Below are 19,434 nucleotides of genomic sequence, written 5' to 3' on the forward strand. Positions count from 1 at the left end.
AAATTAAAATGAAAAAATATGACGTAGCCATAATTGGTGCTGGAATTATTGGAGCATCAATTGCATATGAATTATCACAATACGATTTAGACGTTGTGGTTTTAGAAAAACAACCAAAAGTAGCTAACGAAACATCAGTTGGTAACTCAGGGCTAATTCACGGAGGTTTTGACCCAGAACCTCATAAAATTGAAGCTAAATTAAATTTAAGCGGAAATAGAAAATGACAAGAAAAATGATTTAAACATTTACAATTCCCAAGAGTAAAAATTGACTCATTGATTTTAGCTTTTGACGATGAAGATATGGATCATGTACACATGTTATATGACCGTGGATTAATCAATAAATTAGATCCAAAAGACTTAAAAGTTTTAACAGGTGAAGAAGTTTTAGCTAAAGAACCAAATGTTAACCCTAAAGTTAAAGGTGCTTTATTATGTACTTCAAGTGTTGCAATTCAACCAGTAGAAGCAACAAAAGCTTTATTAGGAGCAGCAAAACAAAATAAAACTGATTTATTAGTAAGTACAGAAGTTAAAAAAGTTGAATACGTTGATGGAGAATTTGTAATTACAACAGCTAAAGGAGATAAAATTTACGCCAAAAGAGTTGTTGATGCTGCAGGACACTACGCAGATAAAATTGCAAATGATAACGGATTTGATGACTTTAAACAAACAACAAGAAGAGGGGAATACAGAATTTTAGATAACTATGACCCTAACTTAGTTGGTTCAGTATTATTTAAAGTGCCTACAAGATACGGTAAAGGTGTTATTGTTGCACCAACTTTAGATGGTAAATACTTAGTTGGTCCTACAGCTGAAGAAGGTGTAGCCAAAGAAGATACTAGATTAGTTACTCCAGAAAAATACAACTACATCGGAGAAATCGGAAAAGAAATTGTTCCATCAATTAAATTAGAAAGAACAATTATGACATTAGCAGGATCACGTCCAATTGATATTGAAACAAACGATTTTGTTATTCGTCCTTCAAAAAACAACAAACATTTTATTTTAGCAGCAGGAATGCAATCTCCAGCTCTTTCAGCAGCTCCTACAATAGCTGAGGAAATAGTTAAATTATTAGATTTAGACTTAAAACCTAACAAAGACTTTAAACCAGATTACAAAATTGACGTATTTTAATATATAAACCCTGAATATAAAATTTGACAAATTTGTACTATTTTAAAGTTTATTTTAGAAAGGCCTTACAAAAAAATGGAAAAACAAAAATACATTATTACTTTAGACGAGGGGACAACAAGTTGCCGTACAATCGTTTTTGATAAAAACGCAAATATTGTTTCATCATCTCAAGCAGAGTTTACACAATATTATCCAAAAAGTGGATGAGTTGAACACGATGCTTTAGAAATTTGGAATACACAATTAGCAACATTACAATCAGCAAAAAACAAAGCTGGAATCAAATCAGATAATGTAGATTCTTTAGGTATTACTAACCAACGTGAAACAGTTGTTCTTTGAAACAAAGAAACAGGATTACCTGTTTATAACGCAATTGTTTGACAAGATAGAAGAACAAGTGAATATTGTGACACTTTAAAAGATCATGTTGAAAAAGTACGTGAAAAAACAGGATTAATCATTAACCCTTACTTTTCAGGAACAAAAATCCGTTGAATACTAAAAAATGTACCAGCAGCTCAAAAAACATTTGAAGAAGGTAAGTTGTTAGCTGGAACAATTGATACATGATTAATTTGAAAATTAACAAACGGTAAAGTACACGCTACTGACGTTTCTAACGCTTCAAGAACTTTATTATTCAATATCAACACAATGGATTGAGATGATGAATTGTTAGAGTTATTTGAAGTACCGCGTTCAATTTTACCTGAAGTTAAATCTTCAAGTGAAGTTTATGGATATGTTGAACCATCACACTTTTCTTTAAGAGCTCAAGCTCACGTGCCTATTGCTGGGGTGGCTGGAGATCAACAATCTGCTTTATTTGGACAATTATGTACAAAAGTAGGAATGGTTAAAAACACCTATGGTACAGGATGTTTCACATTAATGAACATTGGTACAAAACCAATCTTATCTAAAAATAAACTATTAACAACTGTTGCTTGAAAATTAGGAAAAGAGGAAACAGTTTATGCTCTAGAAGGTAGTGTATTTATTGCTGGTGCAGCTATCCAATGAATACGTGATGGTTTACGTTTAATTTATAATGCGGCTGAATCAGATTTTTATGCAGAATTAGCTGTAAAAGATAACACACACCAAGTGTATTTAGTGCCATCATTTACAGGATTAGGAGCACCATATTGAGATTCATACTCACGTGGAGCTATATTTGGACTTGAAAGAGGAACCAAAAAAGAACACATCGTTAAAGCTACACTTGAGTCAATCGCATTCCAATCAAACGATTTATTAAAAGCTATGTCAAGTGACGTAAACAAACCAATTTCAGTATTAAAAGTTGATGGTGGAGCAAGTAATTCAAATTACTTAATGCAATTCCAATCATCAATTTCAAAAACAACTGTAGTTCGTCCTAAAAATGTTGAAACAACTGCTTTAGGTGCTACTTTCTTAGCTGGATTGGCAACAGGTTACTATAAAGACCTTGCTGAAATTGAAAAATTTACTGAAGTTGATAGAGAGTTCTCACCACAGATGTCAGATGAAGAAGTTAAACAATTGACACACGGATGAGATGTTGCTGTAAGCAAAACATTAAATTGAATCAGAGAGGTAGAAGTTAAATAATTATGTTTAGTAAAGAATTACTTGCCGAATTTGCTTCAGGTGGTGGAGCACCATTAGGGTTATTATTCTTAAGTGAACTTGTTGGAACATTTTTCCTTATTTTATTAGGGAATGGTGTTAATGCAAGTAACTCATTTAAGAACATGTTCGCCAAAAAAACAGGAGGAAACTGAGTCGTAATTATTTTAGGATGAGGTTTTGCTGTTATGGCAGGGATTATTGCAGCATTAGCAATTTCTAATTTTGCTGGTGCTCACTTAAACCCAGCTGTTACTATGTTTGCTTTTATTAGTGCTTTAGTTGATAAAGCAAACGTTGGTACAACAAGCGGAGCACTTTTATTCGGATTCGCTATTGTGTATATTATTGCACAATTCTTAGGAGCTATGATTGCTCAAACACTTTTAAATGTGATGAACTGACAACACATTAAGGAAAATGAATTAGCTGTTTTAAAAGGAACAAGCTGTACAGGACCTTCTCACAGAAATGCATGATTTAACAATGGTCTATACGAATTTATGGGTACATTTGTATTGTTATTTATCATTTTAGCTGTATCTAAAAATGCTAATGCTGGCGGATCATTCCAAGGTACAATTTTACCAGTAGTATTTATTGTTATGTCAATTGGATTATCATTAGGATCAGCAACTGGATATGCAATTAACCCAGCTCGTGATTTAGGACCTAGAATTATTTACTTTGCAACTGCAAAATTATACGGTAAAAAATTAATTAACCCAGTTTCAGCTGACTTTACATACGGATTATTAATTCCAGGATTAATGCCTATGTTAGCCGGAATTGTTGTAGGATTTATTTCATTCGCTTTTTACCAATAATAAAATAACAAACAAAATATCAGGATTATTCCTGATATTTTTCTTCTTAAACTATGAAAAAGTCGCATAAGTTTTTTCCAATTTTTCCACTTTCAAAATTAAAATAATCAAAGTTATATAATTAAAAATATATAAGTATAACAGGAGTTATTAAAATGAAAAAAGTTTTAAATAAAATTGAAAATGTAGTACCAGAAATGTTAGAAGGTGTAGCGTTAGCAAATAAAAACGTCTACAAGTTAGATGGTTTTAATGTTATTGCTAGAAAAGAAAAAAGCGATAAGGTTGCACTTGTAAGTGGTGGGGGAGCAGGACATGAACCAGCTCACGCTGGTTACGTAGGAGAAGGGATGTTAGATGCAGCTGTAGCTGGAGAAGTATTCACAAGCCCAACTCCTGACCAAGTTTTAGCTGCTATTAAAGCTGTTGATAACAAAAAAGGTGTTCTTTTGGTTATTAAAAATTACACAGGTGATGTAATGAATTTTGAAATGGCTGCTGATATGGCTAAAATGGAAGGTATCGATGTAGAAAGTGTTGTAGTTGATGATGATATTGCTGTTAAAGACAGTCTTTACACAATCGGACGTAGAGGTGTTGCAGGAACAGTTTTAGTTCACAAGATTGCCGGAAGTGCAGCAGAAGATAAAAAAGACTTAAGCTACGTTAAACAATTAGCTTTAGATGTAATCAAAAACGTAAAAACACTAGGAATGTCTCTTGGAGGATGTACAGTTCCAGCCTCAGGTAAAAAAAGTTTTGAATTAAACGAAGATGAAATTGAAATGGGATTAGGTATTCACGGAGAGCCTGGAACACACAAAGAAAAAATACGTTCATCTAAAGAACACGTTAAATATATGATGGACCAACTTTTAGAAGAATCAGTTGTTCAAGACGAAGAAGTTGTAGTACTTGTTAATGGATTAGGAGCAACAACATTGATGGAGTTATATATCATTAATAAAGATGTTAACGACTATCTTAAAGAAAAAAATGTTAAAGTTCACAAATCACTTGTTGGTGACTACATGACAAGTTTAGAAATGCCTGGTTTTTCAATTTCAATTTTAAAATTGAACCCTGAACTTAAAAAATACTTTGACTACGAAATAAAAAATAATCCTTTTTAAGGTTATTTTTTATTGTACTTAACTAATAAAAGGATATATTATGGATTCAAGAATTATTTTACAAACACTCGATAAAATTGCGGATAAAATTGATAAACACGCAGATGAACTTACAGAATTAGACAGATTAATTGGTGATGGAGATCATGGGATCAATCTTAAAAGAGGGTTTGATCAAATAAAATTAACTTTACCAACACTAGAAAACAAAACTTCAAAAGAAATTTTTAATAATTGCGCAATGATTTGTATGACTAAAGTTGGTGGAAGCAGTGGGCCACTTTTGGCGACTGCTTTTATGAAAATGGCCGCTAGCGATAACTTCGCAGATGCTTTAATGAATGCAGCTAACGGTATCAAAGAAAGAGGAAGAGCTAATGTTGGTGAAAAAACAATGTTAGATATTCTAATGCCTTATGCTCAAACATATAATGAACAAATTAAAGTTACGGATCACAAAAACGCTTGTATGCAAGCCTTAAAAGTAGCAAAAGAACACTTAGAACACTCTAAAGAAATTAAAGCTACAAAAGGAAGAGCCAGTTATTTAGGTGAAAGAAGCATCGGTGTAACAGATCCAGGGAGCCAAAGTATGTTTTATATTTTAGAAGTTATTAGTGAAAGTGCTCATGATTAATTTTGTAGTTGTTAGTCACTCATATAAACTGGCGCAAGAAGCTATTAATTTAACTAAAAAAATAACATTCAATGACTTCAAAATTGTTAATGCCGCAGGTATGCCTGATAATCATGATGAAATAGGTACAGATGCACAACATATTATGAACATGGTTAATTTTCTTAAAACAGAAGATACAGAAGCTGTTATTATCTTTTGTGAATTAGGCAGTTCGCTTATGTCTTCGCAAATGGTTATCGAAATGCTAAATGATCCAAAAGTTATTTTAGCTGATGCTCCTTTAGTGGAGGGGTTGATAGTAGCAGCATCTAGCAACTATCCTGGACAATCTTTAGAAAACATTTTAAATGAACTCGAACAATTAAAAAGTATGTCAAAAATATAACAAGATTTCCAAAAAACACAGTTTTAAATAACTGTGTTTTTATATTTACGTATTTTTTAGGGTTTTAAAACAGTTTTATAAACTATTTTTTGTTTATTTAAAAATATTTTGTTTATAAAAATAACGATTAAATTATTCTATAATATTTATGTTAATATTTTCATATTAATGATATTTAATTAATTATATTTACACAAAGGAATAAATATGAAAGCCAAAAATAAGCAAATAAAATTACTAGTACCTATTATTGTTGGAGTGGCATCATCTTCTTTTATAATATCAAGTACAAACTCAAATCAAAATGTTCTAAGTAATATAAATAAAAGAATAATGACAATGCAAGATGCTTTAAAAATACAAAGTGGTCAATTAACAATGGAGAATGATTACAAAGATTCATTGTTATTTAATCAAGCTCTGTTACATCCTGATCAAGACGATGATATGGACGGGATCTTAAATAAAGATGAAGTATTTATTTATACTAAAAATTCAAAAGAATATTACGGATTAAATTCTCACCCTAGAATTAAAGATACAGATGGAGATGGTTTTTCTGATGATATAGATGCTGATCCTTTAAGTTGAGATTTTTCTGATAGAGATGCAGCTGTTTTTATGAAATTAACTTATCTAAAAGCTGATGTTTTAAAAAAATTTTTAAGCAGCGGATTTTCAAAGGATCTTAAAAATGATCCAAACGCTTTAAAATATTTACCTCAAGATGAACCTGAGATGTTAAATGCTTTTACTAATATTTATAATGAATATTCAAGATATTGAAAATTAGTATACTCATGAGACGACGAAAAAAGCGGTTATCAAGCAAATTGATTCACAAATGATAGCGAATATCCTTATCTGAAAAGTAAAACAATAAATATATTGGCTAATGCAGGAACCAATTCTAGTACAGACTATATAAGTAATTTTAATTTATATTGAGGCTTTACAACTAGACAAGATATTCATGCTATAAACGCACTTAGAACAATTATTGGAGATGACAGATATCCCTTACCCACTGAGGTAAAAAGTTTTTATACAAACAAAGACCAAATTAAAGATGTAATAGTAACAGGGCACTCTTTAGGTGGTTATTTATCACAATTAAGTTCTGTAAAATTGTGAACAGAGAATAATCCTAAACTTTCTAAGGTTATCACATTTAACTCACCATTAGTTTATAATAGCGATTATAGAAAAAATAGTCAATTACTAAATAATACCCCAATAGCTAAACACTATGTTACTGATAATGATGATATTGTTAAACCCTGAACTGGTTTTTTCAAAAAGAATATTAATGTAGGTCCTTCACAGTATAAACACTACGCAGCTTCATTTTACGAAGATAATATTGCAAAACAATACTTTTTTGCTGGTGATAAAACTTTTTTTGATGCAAAAGTTTATCAACCTAACGCCTTTAAACACGAAATATCTAAAAATGTATCAAAGATAAAATATGTAAGTACAAACACTAACAAACAACTTTCTAGCAAGTCTATTTTCGAAGATAACAAAAATGTATTTAACAATAAAGTTAAAATAAATATTCCTGCTGGATACGAATTAAATAAGCCTGATAATGATTTATCAAGATATCTTAATAAAGACGTTAAATTATACGTAAAACCTTCAGACAACACAATTACATACACCTTTACAAATGACAAAAAAATATCTGAAGCTGAAGTTGTTGTAAATGTTGAGCAAGAAACTTATGAATTACCAAAATTACCAGATACTAATGAAGTAAACACTATTTTTGTAGTTGATGAGTCATTTGAATATAAACCTGTTGATGATAAAAGTAAATCATCACAAATTGATGTCCCTCTTGTTAAAAAAGATATCTCACACTTAAATGAGTTATTACAAATCTACAAAAGTAAAATTGATAAAAACTTACAAGATTTACCATTAAGTCAATACATGAAATTAAAACAAAATTTACAAGAAGTAGAATATAAAATTAAAGCTAAAGATTATAACTTTAGCATACAAATGTTTAATGATTTCATTCAAAACTCATTGAAGGAATTAGCAAAGATTTTAGATTTAAGTGAAATTAATAAAGAGATAAATTCACAACAAACACAATACCAACAAAAACAAAAAATAATGAGTGATATCCAATTGCAAATTCAAAAAACATTGGCAAATAACAAAATATCTGCAAAAACAAGAACATATTTGTTTAACGAGCTTTCAAAATTATTAAACAAATTAAAAAATCAAAATTCAACACATATGGAAGATTTTGATCCAAAATTACTTACATTACTTGAAAATAGATTTGAAAGTATCAATAAGATTGAAACTTTTATTAAAAACATCGAATTTTTAGAATTAAGCAAATTACAAAAACAACTTTTAAAAGATAAAATAAGCATTTATTTAAATGATGTTAATAATTTGAATAATTTACAAGAGATTAATAATCTTAATAATAAAGTTTCGAATATCTATTACTATAACAGCATTAAATTTAAGTTAGAAAACTTAAAAATAGAAGTTTCTAATTCTTCCTTAAAAGATTTTCAATTACAAAAATTGAATTCTAAAATAAAGATGTTTGAATCATTACTAAATTTAAATATGCTCAATTATTCATATGATTTTAAATCAATGGAAAAAAGAATTGAAAATATTAATCAAACAAAAGAATCTTATCTTAAAGAAAATCAAAAATTTAATCAGTTACTAAAAAACCTTAATAATCAACTTTTTTCTAAATTAGATGCTTTAAAAAAATCTAACTTAGATTTAGCAACTTTAATCACTAAAAGAAATTTAATTTACCAAGCTTTACAAAAAGCAAAAGTCTCACACTATTCTTATCAATTAAAACAAATCCTTCAAAATTTAGACGATAATTTAAAATAAATTTCTCAATTTAATAACCTATAAAATTAATTAAAATCAATAAAAAACATCTTTTTATTTGTTTTTTTCTGGAAAAGTTATAAAATTTACAGAAATTTTAAAACAAAAGGATAACAAATTTATGAAAGATTTTTGCAATAACTGTGATAAAGAAACTAAAATAAGTGTCAAAAAAACTGTTACTGGCTCACAAGAAAAACAGTTTTTAAGAACTATTTTCTTGTGTAGCTTATGCGACGAAGAGATTTTTCCTGAAGATGTAAATGCTTTGAACGCAATTGAGTATCTTTATAAAATTTGCAACTACGAAATAGATGATTTAAAACACTTTAGTAGCGTAATTGAACACAGATAATAATGATTTCCAACACTATTGATTAGTGTTGGTTTTTTATAATTTGATCAAATCCTTTAGAATAAATAAATACTAAAAAACTGTAATAATTTCTAGATATTTTTATCTTTATTTTGAAAGTGTGGAATGTTGATTTGCATATTTTAAAAAGGTGTATAAGCCTGTAATAAAGCAAAAAAAGCAAAAGTCAAAAATTAAATAAAAATTTTTTTCTCATAAAAAAACACAAGTAGGTTTTTAAAATTTCATTTATGTAAAAATATATAATTTAATTAATATTTTTTGAGGTTTTAAAAATATATATTTTTAAGAAATTAGGTATGCTATGAAAAAAAAGACTAAAATAAATTTATTACTTTTGGGAATGGGTTCAACATTACTTAGCCCTAGTATATTTTTTATTTCATCTATTCAAATAGAAAATAACAAAAACACCTCTTTAGTTAAAATGCCTTTAACATTTGTTACAGCAGCAAAAATTCAAAATGGTGAATTATCAATGGAAGGTGATTATTATGATTCATTGTTTTTGGATAAAGACATTTTAGATCCTAATAAAGATGATGATGGAGATGGTATTTTAAATAAAGATGAAATTTATACCTATTTTAAAGATGGAAAACAATATTATGGTTTTTATTCACACCCTAGACTAAAAGATACTGATGGAGATGGAATAGCTGATAATTTAGATGAAAATCCTTTATCGTGAAATTATAGTCAAAGAGATGCTAGTGCATTTATGAAATTAGCATATAGAAAAGAAGATTTTCTATATCCGTTTTTTAGTAGTGATTTTAGTGATGATTTTAAAAATGATCCTGTGGCTTTACAAATACTTCCTTCTGATGAACCAGAAATGCGCAACGCCTTTATTGACATGCATGACCAGTATTCTAAATATTGAAGTGTTGTTAAAGTTTATACAAACAACAATGGTTTTGATGCTGTTTGATTCACTAACAAAAGTGATTACCCTTATTTAGAAAACGGCAATATTAGCGTTTTAGGTATAGCTGGAACTAATGGTGGTAGCGACCTTGTGGATGATCTTAAAATTCTTTTTGGGGCTGAAACAAGTCAAGAATCTGGTGCTATAAGTGCATTAAAAGAAATTTTAGATCCTAAAACACAGTTAGATAATTACATAAAAGAAAAATTTCTAACTAAAGAACAAATCAAAGAATTTTATATAACAGGGCACTCTTTAGGTGGATATTTAACTCAAATAGCTGCTGTGGAAGCTGTTAAAAACAATTACAAATCTTTTAAATATTCAACAACATTTAACGGAGCAAGAGTTTCAAATAGACATCGTTATTTTGGTGAAAGTGATAAATTAAGCAGAAGTAATAAGTCATTTCACTACGTTAGTGATAATGATAATGTAGTTAGTTTAATGGGTTTTTTCCAGCCTAACATCAGAGTAGGAAACACAAACGCTAAACACGGAAGTGCATCTTTTTTTGAGAATGAAGTTGTTAAAAAGTTCTTTGTTGTAGGTGATAAAGGAATTTATCAAGCTCAAGATTATCAACCTAACTCTAATATTCACACCGTTTCTAAACAAATTAATACAATCACATATCGTTCAACAGTTTCTAATTCGGATGTTAAAAGTATTAGATTAATTGAGAAAAATTCTCTTAAGTTTATTAGAGAAATAGAAAAACAAGTTCCTGCAGGTTATGAAATTTTTGACTCCAACTACCGCAATCAGTCAATAGATTCAAAAGTAGTTAATATACGTCCTAAAGAGCAAACTTTAACTTACCAATTCAAATTTAACAATCAAATAATAAACACTCAAAGCGTTAAAGTTCATGTTGAGAATCCTTTTTATAATTTACCAACCTTACCAAAAACAAATGAAGCTAATTATGTATATGTTGTTGATGAAGAAGTCAATTCATATCAAAGAGAAACTGATTTATCAACAAGCAAGAACATAGAAGTAGTGCTTAAAAAAGTAACTATTGAAGAAGCTAATCCATACAATATTTACAAAATTAGAATTTTAGAAAAAGACACTAATAACCTTGTATCTTCTTTAGATGTTCAAGTAGATAAAAATTTAGCCGCTCCAAATTTTAGTGATTCTTATTTACCTAAAGGTTATGCACTAGAGAATAAAATCGATTATAACCGTGTCATGAGCAAGGAAATGGAAAATGTTTTTATCGTTTCCAAAGTAAATGGTTTTCTAGTTTCATATAAATTTGTTGATGAAAACAATCAAATAATTGAAGTTGTTGAAAAACAAATAAAATCTAACCAACACTATGAGCCTGTAAGTATACCTAAATTAAATGAACCAGGATTTAAATACGTAACTAACGAAGCTATTCCTTATTTTGGTCCTGTTAATGACAATCACTCTGTAACAATAAAATTATTTAAAAATCCTATCTCAAAAGTGGCTACAACTTTTAATTTCAAAAATGCTGACGGAAGCATTGTTGAAACTTTAGTAGTAAATAAAGATGAAAATTTAGATATTGACAGATCTCAAGTTACAATTCCAAAAGGTTATCATCTAATCACACCTAATTTTAGTATCATAAAAGGTCAAATTAATGATATTTATGTAAACAAAAACAAATATACTGTAACATATAATTTCTATTCTGATATCAGCAAAAACACTCTTATTAATTCTTCAACTGTAGAAGTTGAATATCATCAAGACTACATTTTACCAAGCTTACCAATTTCAAGTGATGAATCATATGATTACACTAGTGTTTCTGAATTTTCAAAAATTCAAAATATCGAAAAAAATCACACAATTGATGTGATTTTGAGAAAAATATCAACCACAACAACTATTATCTTTAAAGATAAAAACACAAATAAAGAGTTAGAAAGATTTGTTTTTGTTAAAAAACCAAGTTATCAATTTGGAAGAGCAAATATTAAATTACCTTTAGGTTATGAATGAGATTTAGTTGAAACAGAAGATATTGAAATTATCAATGGTCAAGAAAACGTGGTAACACAAATTACACCTTTAAATTTTAAAGTAGTCTACAAATTCAAAGATAATGGTTTTGTTATCAAAACAAGTGAAAACAACGTTACTTTAAGTGATAAGTTCCCAAGCATCGAAATACCACAAGCTAACACAGATGCATTTGTTTATGATTTAAGTGAAGCAGATAAACAGCTAACATCTAAAAACATTAAAGATTACTTTGGTGATGAGCAAAAAGTAAAGGAATTTAGTTTTGATCTTGTTAAAGTAAGCGAGAATACTATTGTTAGATATTTTGATAAAAATAATGACATTATAGCCACTCAAGAATTTAGCAAAAAACCTAATTATGTTTTTACATTAAAAGATCTTGATATTCCTGAAGGTTATTATTTAAGTCAAAATAATATATCAATCCAAAATAACAGCACAAATAACATTGCCTTAAATTCTAATAAATTTAGTGTTGAATATGTTTTTATTGACGGTGAAGTTAAATTAGATAAAACACAAAAATTTGTTGTTGACTATAATTCAGATTTACCGGAATTCACTGTACCTAAGTCAAATTCGGATGATTTTGAATATATAACTAACTACAACAAACCAAATTTAAAAGTAACTCAAGACCAAAAAATTAACGTTTATCTTTCAAAAGTGGTTTACAACACTAGAGTTGAGTATATTTATCAATCTAAAGTCATTAAAGCTGATGTATTTGTTAAGAGTCCTGAATTTGAATTTAATTCTTCACACATTCAAATCCCTCAAGGTTATACACTAAAAAACTCAACCAACTTTATAAAAGCTAACACTACAAATAAAATCGAATTAGATAAAAAAGAATTTAACTTAACTTTTAACTTTTTCGAAGATAATAACCTAATTGAATCTAAAAATGTAAAAGTAAAATATCATGAAGATTATCTTTTACCTACCTTACCACAAAATACAACTGAATATGTTTGAAAAGTGATGTCACAAAACTACAAAAAAATCGAAAATGTTGAAAGCGATCATACTTTTGATATTCAGCTTAAGAAATTAGTAGACACCACAATTGTTAATTTCACTCATAATGGAGAGATAGTTAAAAGTATAGATGTTAATTTATCACCTAACCAAGAATTAACATACAATTTTGAGTGAATGCCTCAAAACTATAAACTAAAACATTCATTGCAACAAGTTTATGAAAATTTAGCTAAAAATGCTACAAATAACATCGAAATCGTTCAAAACACTTATTTAATTAAATATGTATATAAATTTGAAAATCAAATTTTAAAACAAAGAGAATATGAATTACAATATCTACAAAATCTCCCTGATTATGAACCAATAAATTCTAATTCTGAAGATTTTGATTATCTTTTACCTGCAAAAGATCCTAGTTTAGTCGTTAATAAAGACCAAGAAATTATTATTAATTTATCTAAAGATTTTTATACAACAACAATTAATCTTTTAGATGGGCAAGATATTATTAACACAATAACATTAAATAAATCTAAAAACTATAAAATTAAAAACTCAGATATAATTGTCCCTTACGGTTATGTTTTAGCTCCTAATTTTAATGTCCAAACAAATAAAGTTAATAATTTAGCGCTTAATAAAAGAAGTTTCGTTGTTAGCTACATTTTTAAAGATGGTAATAATATTATCGAAACCAAACGTGTTAATGTTTTATATGGACAAAATTCTAATTTAGTAGATTTACCTGATTCAAAAAATAGCGATTATATCTATACTGCAGTACTCCCGGATATTTCTAATGTTACCGAAGACAAACAAGTTAATGTTCTTTTAGAAAGAATTGAGAACACTTACGTAACAACAATTACTTTTGTTGATGAAGAGACTAACCAAATACTAGATGATTTTGTCATTACTTTTAAAGATAAACCCTCTCAAGCCAGTTATTTACTTTCGACTTTACCTTTACCTGGGAATTATTCTTTAAGTTCGAATAATAAAAATATTGAACCAAACAAAGATAACAAAGTCTTTTTAGTTAAAAACAAAAACCAAAATAGCGTTGCTAAAGTGCCTGTTACTTTAAAATACATTTATCAAAATAAAGTAATTAGAGAAGTTCAAGGACAATATTATCCAAAACAACAAATTATACTTGGGGGATTTGAATACAAAGGTGATTTTTATGAACCTGTTGTCAACTCCCGTTTATTCGCAAACACTTCTGCACAAGTTTTTAGTGTTCAAGTTTCTAAAATCGATAATAATGCTGATAACTTAGTTAAATTTGTTTATATTTATAAAAATCAACAAATAGCAAGTACATATCAAAACTCAAAAATTAATTCTGATATTTTCGCTCCTTCGCTAGAAAATTATAATTTAAACAATCCAAATAAAAATTATCGTTATTATACTAACTCAAGAAATAAAAACTACACTTTTGAAGTTGAGGTAACACCTAGAACTTTATTTATAGACGTTGTTTATTTTAACCAAGGTAACAAAATTAAATCAGAAACAGTTGAATTAGAATACAATAGCATCTACACACCGCGCAAAAGTATTACAATTGCTAATATCCAATATGAATTAATCCCAAATCAACAAGAATTTAAAGCATTAAATAATCAGCAAATATTTAATATTAATTATTCTTTAAGCAAAAACAATAAAAAACAAATAACAATTAATTTAGTGGAAGAAAATAACATTAAAAAAACTAAGAATTTAAATGTTGATCCTGAAGTAACCACTTATTATTTAGATGCTGATGAGCTGCCAGATTCATATGTTTTGGTCAATAATTCTCAAAATTATGATATAGACTCACAAAATATCGTAAACATTGCTGTGGCTAGAAAAACACCACTAGATTTTGTCCAATATAACTTTTTAAACAAAAGAGAAGTTAGCACCTTCAATTCTAGACACGAGCAAATCATCTATCAAAATGATTTAAATGATCTTATTGATGAACTTAAAAAATTAAATCAAACTAAAGTGCAAGCGTACAACAAAATTAATTCTTTACAAAACTTAAGTTTAATCGATAAAACTAAAAATTTAAATAAAGTCAAGGAAACGGATGCTAAAAATATAAAAACATTCGTTGATAATTTGGTAGAAATTGATACACAAATTAAAAACTTTGATGATATTATTGCTGACTTTAGCATTGATAAAATTAACAATGATACAATCAATCAACTTAAACAATTGTTAAGTAAAATTAAAAATAATTCTACAAACTACGATACTTTAGAAAAAGTTCTTAATAAAATTGAAAAACAACTAGAAAGTATTGAGTATTTAAACAATTTCAAAAATAATGTCGGAAATCCATATCTTCAAAAAAATAAATTATTAAATAATTTGGGACAACAAACAAGTGTTTTAAGTCAAAAATACAATAATATAGATTTATTAGTTGAGCAGCACAACAAACAACTTAAAGCTGAGTTAAATTTTGAAGATAGACTTACTTCATCTTTAAGCTCTAAACAAGAGTTTGAACATTTCTTCAACACTATTGGTGATGAGTATAAAAATAGATTACAGTCTTTCAAAGACTCAAGCGACAAAATTAATTATTTTGAAATCTTAGCACAAGTTCAAAAAAGCGCAAATAAATACATTTCTGAAGAAAACTTCAAAAAACTAAGTGATTTAGACACATCTAAACTTTCGTTAAATGCTAAAAATTATATAATCGACAAAGACAAATTAGAAATTCAAAAAACCAAGAATAACAAAAAACTAATTATAATTTTAGCCACAGCAATACCAGCAGCATTAATATTAGTTGCTACAGGTTTATTTTTAGCATTAAAAAAACTAAAACGTAAAAACTAAGAGATAATAAAATACCCTCATAGGGTATTTTATTATGCGACTTTAACTTAATAAACGCGATAAAAAAAGTTAATCCATAATAGATATGGATTAACTTCAAGATTAAGAATTTTTCTTTGGTTTTTTAAATTTGCTAATTAATTTGTTAATTTGTATTAAAGTATATTTACCAATACCTATGTTGTCGTTTTTGTTTTTGGTAAATTCTAATAATTCTCTTCTGATTTCAATTTTATCGCTTGATTCACTTCAATTTTTAAGTGATTTTAATGTTTCATAGTTAAATTCACTAGTTAAACTAATTGTTGTGTGTTGGTCAAAAATGTGAATACGTGAAGCCATAAATGAAATTTCTTGAATAGAATCGTTCTCAAAGTTTGTGTATGAATTTGTAATAAATGATACTTGTACATTTGAGTTTAAAAATTTCGCAACATATTGTATTTCGTTACCTAATAACTCTTTAGAAATTATTTGAACTTTAAAACTGTTTTGGTAAGTATCTTTTACTATTTCATCAACTGATATATCTTGAGCTCTGATTCCAAGAATAATTTTTTGGTTTTCTTCAATGTTTTTTGTCTTATCAACAAGCAATTCTAACTCGAAAGCATCACAAACGAATTTACCTTCTCTAAAGACACCTTCGTATAAATTCATTGTAGGTGAACCAATAAATTGAGCAACAAAAATATTAGCAGGATTTTTGTAAACATCAGCAGGTGAACCTATTTGTTGAACAAAACCATCGCTCATAATCGCAATTTTATCTGACATTGTCATAGCTTCGATTTGATCGTGAGTAACGTAAACAGTTCCTGCATTTACTCTTTCGTGAATTCTTCTAATTTCACTACGCATACTTGCTCTAAGTTTTGCGTCAAGGTTAGAAAGAGGCTCATCCATTAAAAATAAAGTAGGACTACCAACAATACTTCTACCTAAAGCAACACGTTGACGTTGCCCTCCACTTAAAGCACTAGGCTTACGGTCTAAATAGTAATTTAAACCTAAAATATCACTAGCTTCTTGTACTTTTTGAGCAATTACTTTTTTCTTGTCATCTTTAGTTGAAGCTTCTTTTTTAAGAACTTTATTTTCAGCGATTTGCTTTTTAAGTTGTTGTATTTCTTGATTGATTTTATCAAGATTTGAGGCTTGAGATTTAACGTAATCAATTTTTTCTAAAAGGGAATTATATAAAACACTTTTAGCATTAAATTTAAAAAATTCTATTCTTTTTTTGTTTTGGTTTTTTGATGAGTTGTTTTTTGATTTTTCTTTAAATTTTTCAATTTGTTTTTTTAACTTATCTGCATTAGATTCTAATTTTTTGATTCTTTTAATATCGTTAACTAATCTAAGTGCATTATTAAGTTTGTTTAATAGTAACTTTTCTTTTCTAAAATATGGACCTTCTTCACCGATTTTAGATGTGTTAGCTTTTAGCCCAAAAGCAATATTTTCTCTAACGCTTAAGTGAGGGAATAAGGCATAATTTTGAAACACCATTGTAATATCTCTATCACTAGGTTCAGAATATGTTACGTCAGTTCCATTAATTTTTACTGATCCACTAGTAGGTAAATCTAATCCAGCAATAGCTCTTAGTGTTGTTGTTTTACCACAACCACTAGGACCTAAAAGTGAAAGAAACTCACCTTTTTTTAGTGTTATATCAGTACCAAAAACAGCCTGAAAACCATTTTCATAAACTTTGTCAAGATTTTTAATTTCTAAAACGTAATCATCTTTGTTTTTATCTTTGTTTTTATGTTCAAGTTCTAATCTTTCATATTCTTTTAAAACGTATTTGGGTAATCCGTTGGATTTTAAAACTTGATTATCTGATTTAAATTTCATAAATTCTCCTGTTATTTAACCGATCCAGACGTAATACCAGACATAATATTTTTCTGTGCTATCACAAAGTAAATTAAAATCGGGATAATGATAATGATTAAACTTGCCATAAATGCTGGTGTATTTGATTGAAAGGCATTTAGTTTTTTGTATAAACTTACAACTAATGTAAATTCATTTGAACTTGATGAACCTAGAGCTAAAGCTAAATATGGTAATAAAAAGTCGTTTCATAATCACATTGTATTCAAAATTACAATTGTTGTGATAATAGGTTTTAATAAAGGTAATACAATCTTAAAAAATGTTCTTATTGGATTATAACCCTCGACTTTAGCCACTTCTTCCAATGAAATTGGTATTGTTGCAATAAATCCGTGAATCATAAATACACTTAAAGAAGATCCAAATCCAATATACATAAAAATCAATCCATAAATATTTTTCAGATGTAAAAATCCGGCTATATTTAAAAGTGGGAACATTATTGACTGGAAAGGTATAATCATCGCAATCAAAAATGCGTAAAAAATTACTTTTGAGTATCATTTTTTAGTTCTAGCTAACTGTCAAGCTGTTAAACTAGAAAAGAAAATGATAAAAAGATTACTCATTAGTGTTACAAAAAGTGTAATAAAAAATGAAACAAAATAGTTAGTGTCAACTATTGCTTGTTTGTAGTTTATTGAGAAGAATTTTCAGCTTCTTGGTAAACTCAAAATAGAGTTTTCTGGTGTAGATATACTTTCTGCAATGCTTTTTCCTGATGTTGTTAAAACTATATAAAAAGGAAATAATCATAAAATAATGAAAATTATAATTCCGGCATAAACGCTTATTTTTCCTATGATTTGAGATTTTTTAGCTGTTTTCATGTTAGCTTTGCACCTCCCATTTTTTAGTAATATAAACTTGTAAAATCGATATTGATGAAACTAGGATAATAAAGATAACACTCTTAGCTTGAGCTACAGCGTATAAATTATTTGTTGAACCAGTCAAGTAAATATCATAAGAAAGCAAGAATGTACCTACTTTTTCAGCTGTAATAGCAAAGTTTAAATCAAACATTTTAAATGAGCCACTGAACACTAAAAATACTGCGATAGTTATAGCAGGCATAACTGAAGGAATAACAACAGATCTAAATACTTTAGATTTAGAAGCGCCTTCAATTTTTGCTGCTTCAACTAATGTTTGATTAACATTTTGTAATGCCGCAATATAAATAACCATTACATATCCGGCCATTTGTCAAGTATAAACGATAACCATTGCAAATAACGCACCAAGACTTCCGCTTGTTCTAATCGATTCCCCATCTAAAAATTTAGGAAAAAGTTGTGGTATTGCCTGGTCAAAAATTCTTTGTCAAATATATCCCAACACAATTCCGCTAATTAAATTAGGTATAAAGAATAAACCTCTAAAAACGCTTTTGCCTTTAAGAAATTTTTGGTTTAGAACATAAGCCAAAAAGAATCCTAAAACATTAACTGTAATTAACGAAATTATTGAAAATAAAAATGTGTATCCTATCGTATAAGTTAAGCTTTGTGGGTTAGTGTAAGTTGTTTCGAAAGCTTTTTTATAATTTTCAAAACCAACAAAATTAGGAAAACCTTCAAGAGCTTTGTTTTTTCAGTCTGTAAAAGAATAAGTGATACCAATCACTGTTGGTATCACTATAACGATTGTGAATATTATTAATGTTGGGAGAATTAACGTAAAAAAGTATCTTTTTTTATACATAT

At 28.0% G+C, this 19,434-nt stretch carries 12 protein-coding genes; 9 read left to right on the plus strand and 3 right to left on the minus strand.

The window, feature by feature from the left end:
* Positions 1-8 precede the first annotated feature (8 nt).
* From glpO to V2E24_RS00940, 9 genes are all read left to right on the plus strand, one after another.
* Positions 9-1,154, plus strand: coding sequence for a type 2 glycerol-3-phosphate oxidase (gene glpO, locus V2E24_RS00900; protein WP_330500546.1), 1,146 nt, complete (start codon positions 9-11; stop codon positions 1,152-1,154).
* Positions 1,155-1,229: 75 nt separating this feature from the next.
* The gene (gene glpK, locus V2E24_RS00905; RefSeq protein WP_330500547.1) at positions 1,230-2,756 is read left to right on the plus strand and encodes a glycerol kinase GlpK; all 1,527 of its coding nucleotides are present in this window, start codon (positions 1,230-1,232) and stop codon (positions 2,754-2,756) included.
* Positions 2,757-2,758: 2 nt separating this feature from the next.
* Positions 2,759-3,601 carry an MIP/aquaporin family protein gene (locus V2E24_RS00910; RefSeq protein ID WP_330500548.1) on the plus strand — a complete coding sequence of 281 codons (843 nt, stop codon included), beginning with the start codon at positions 2,759-2,761 and terminating at the stop codon, positions 3,599-3,601.
* A 155-nt stretch (positions 3,602-3,756) separates the two neighbouring features.
* Entirely contained in the window at positions 3,757-4,734 is a 978-nt protein-coding gene (gene dhaK / locus V2E24_RS00915; protein WP_330500549.1) for a dihydroxyacetone kinase subunit DhaK, read from the plus strand.
* 40 nt (positions 4,735-4,774) lie between these two features.
* The gene (gene dhaL, locus V2E24_RS00920) at positions 4,775-5,371 is read left to right on the plus strand and encodes a dihydroxyacetone kinase subunit DhaL (protein ID WP_330500550.1); all 597 of its coding nucleotides are present in this window, start codon (positions 4,775-4,777) and stop codon (positions 5,369-5,371) included.
* Entirely contained in the window at positions 5,364-5,759 is a 396-nt protein-coding gene (dhaM, locus tag V2E24_RS00925; RefSeq protein ID WP_330500551.1) for a dihydroxyacetone kinase phosphoryl donor subunit DhaM, read from the plus strand. The genes dhaL and dhaM overlap by 8 nt, the downstream gene beginning before the upstream one ends.
* Positions 5,760-5,966: 207 nt before the next feature.
* A complete protein-coding gene (locus V2E24_RS00930; RefSeq protein WP_330500552.1) occupies positions 5,967-8,654 on the plus strand; it encodes a lipase family protein in 2,688 nt (895 codons plus the stop codon).
* Between the two features lie 121 nt (positions 8,655-8,775).
* On the plus strand, positions 8,776-9,009 hold the full coding sequence (locus tag V2E24_RS00935; RefSeq protein ID WP_330500553.1) for a hypothetical protein: 234 nt from the start codon (positions 8,776-8,778) through the stop codon (positions 9,007-9,009).
* A 325-nt stretch (positions 9,010-9,334) separates the two neighbouring features.
* Positions 9,335-15,817: a lipase family protein gene (locus tag V2E24_RS00940; protein ID WP_330500554.1), complete on the plus strand. Its 6,483-nt coding sequence runs from the start codon at positions 9,335-9,337 to the stop codon at positions 15,815-15,817.
* A gap of 102 nt (positions 15,818-15,919) precedes the next feature.
* On the opposite strand, the gene V2E24_RS00945 is transcribed toward V2E24_RS00940, so the two are convergent.
* The 3 genes from V2E24_RS00945 to V2E24_RS00955 are packed head-to-tail and all read right to left on the minus strand — an operon-like array spanning position 15,920 to position 19,432.
* A complete protein-coding gene (locus tag V2E24_RS00945; protein WP_330500555.1) occupies positions 15,920-17,680 on the minus strand; it encodes an ATP-binding cassette domain-containing protein in 1,761 nt (586 codons plus the stop codon).
* Between the two features lie 11 nt (positions 17,681-17,691).
* Entirely contained in the window at positions 17,692-18,555 is an 864-nt protein-coding gene (locus V2E24_RS00950; protein ID WP_330500556.1) for a carbohydrate ABC transporter permease, read from the minus strand.
* Between the two features lies 1 nt (position 18,556).
* Positions 18,557-19,432, minus strand: a complete 876-nt coding sequence (locus tag V2E24_RS00955; protein ID WP_330500557.1) for a carbohydrate ABC transporter permease — start codon at positions 19,430-19,432, stop codon at positions 18,557-18,559.
* Positions 19,433-19,434 lie beyond the last annotated feature (2 nt).

This window comes from Mycoplasmopsis ciconiae (genome assembly GCF_036350065.1).
GTDB classification, from domain to species: domain Bacteria; phylum Bacillota_I; class Bacilli_A; order Mycoplasmatales; family Metamycoplasmataceae; genus Mycoplasmopsis; species Mycoplasmopsis ciconiae.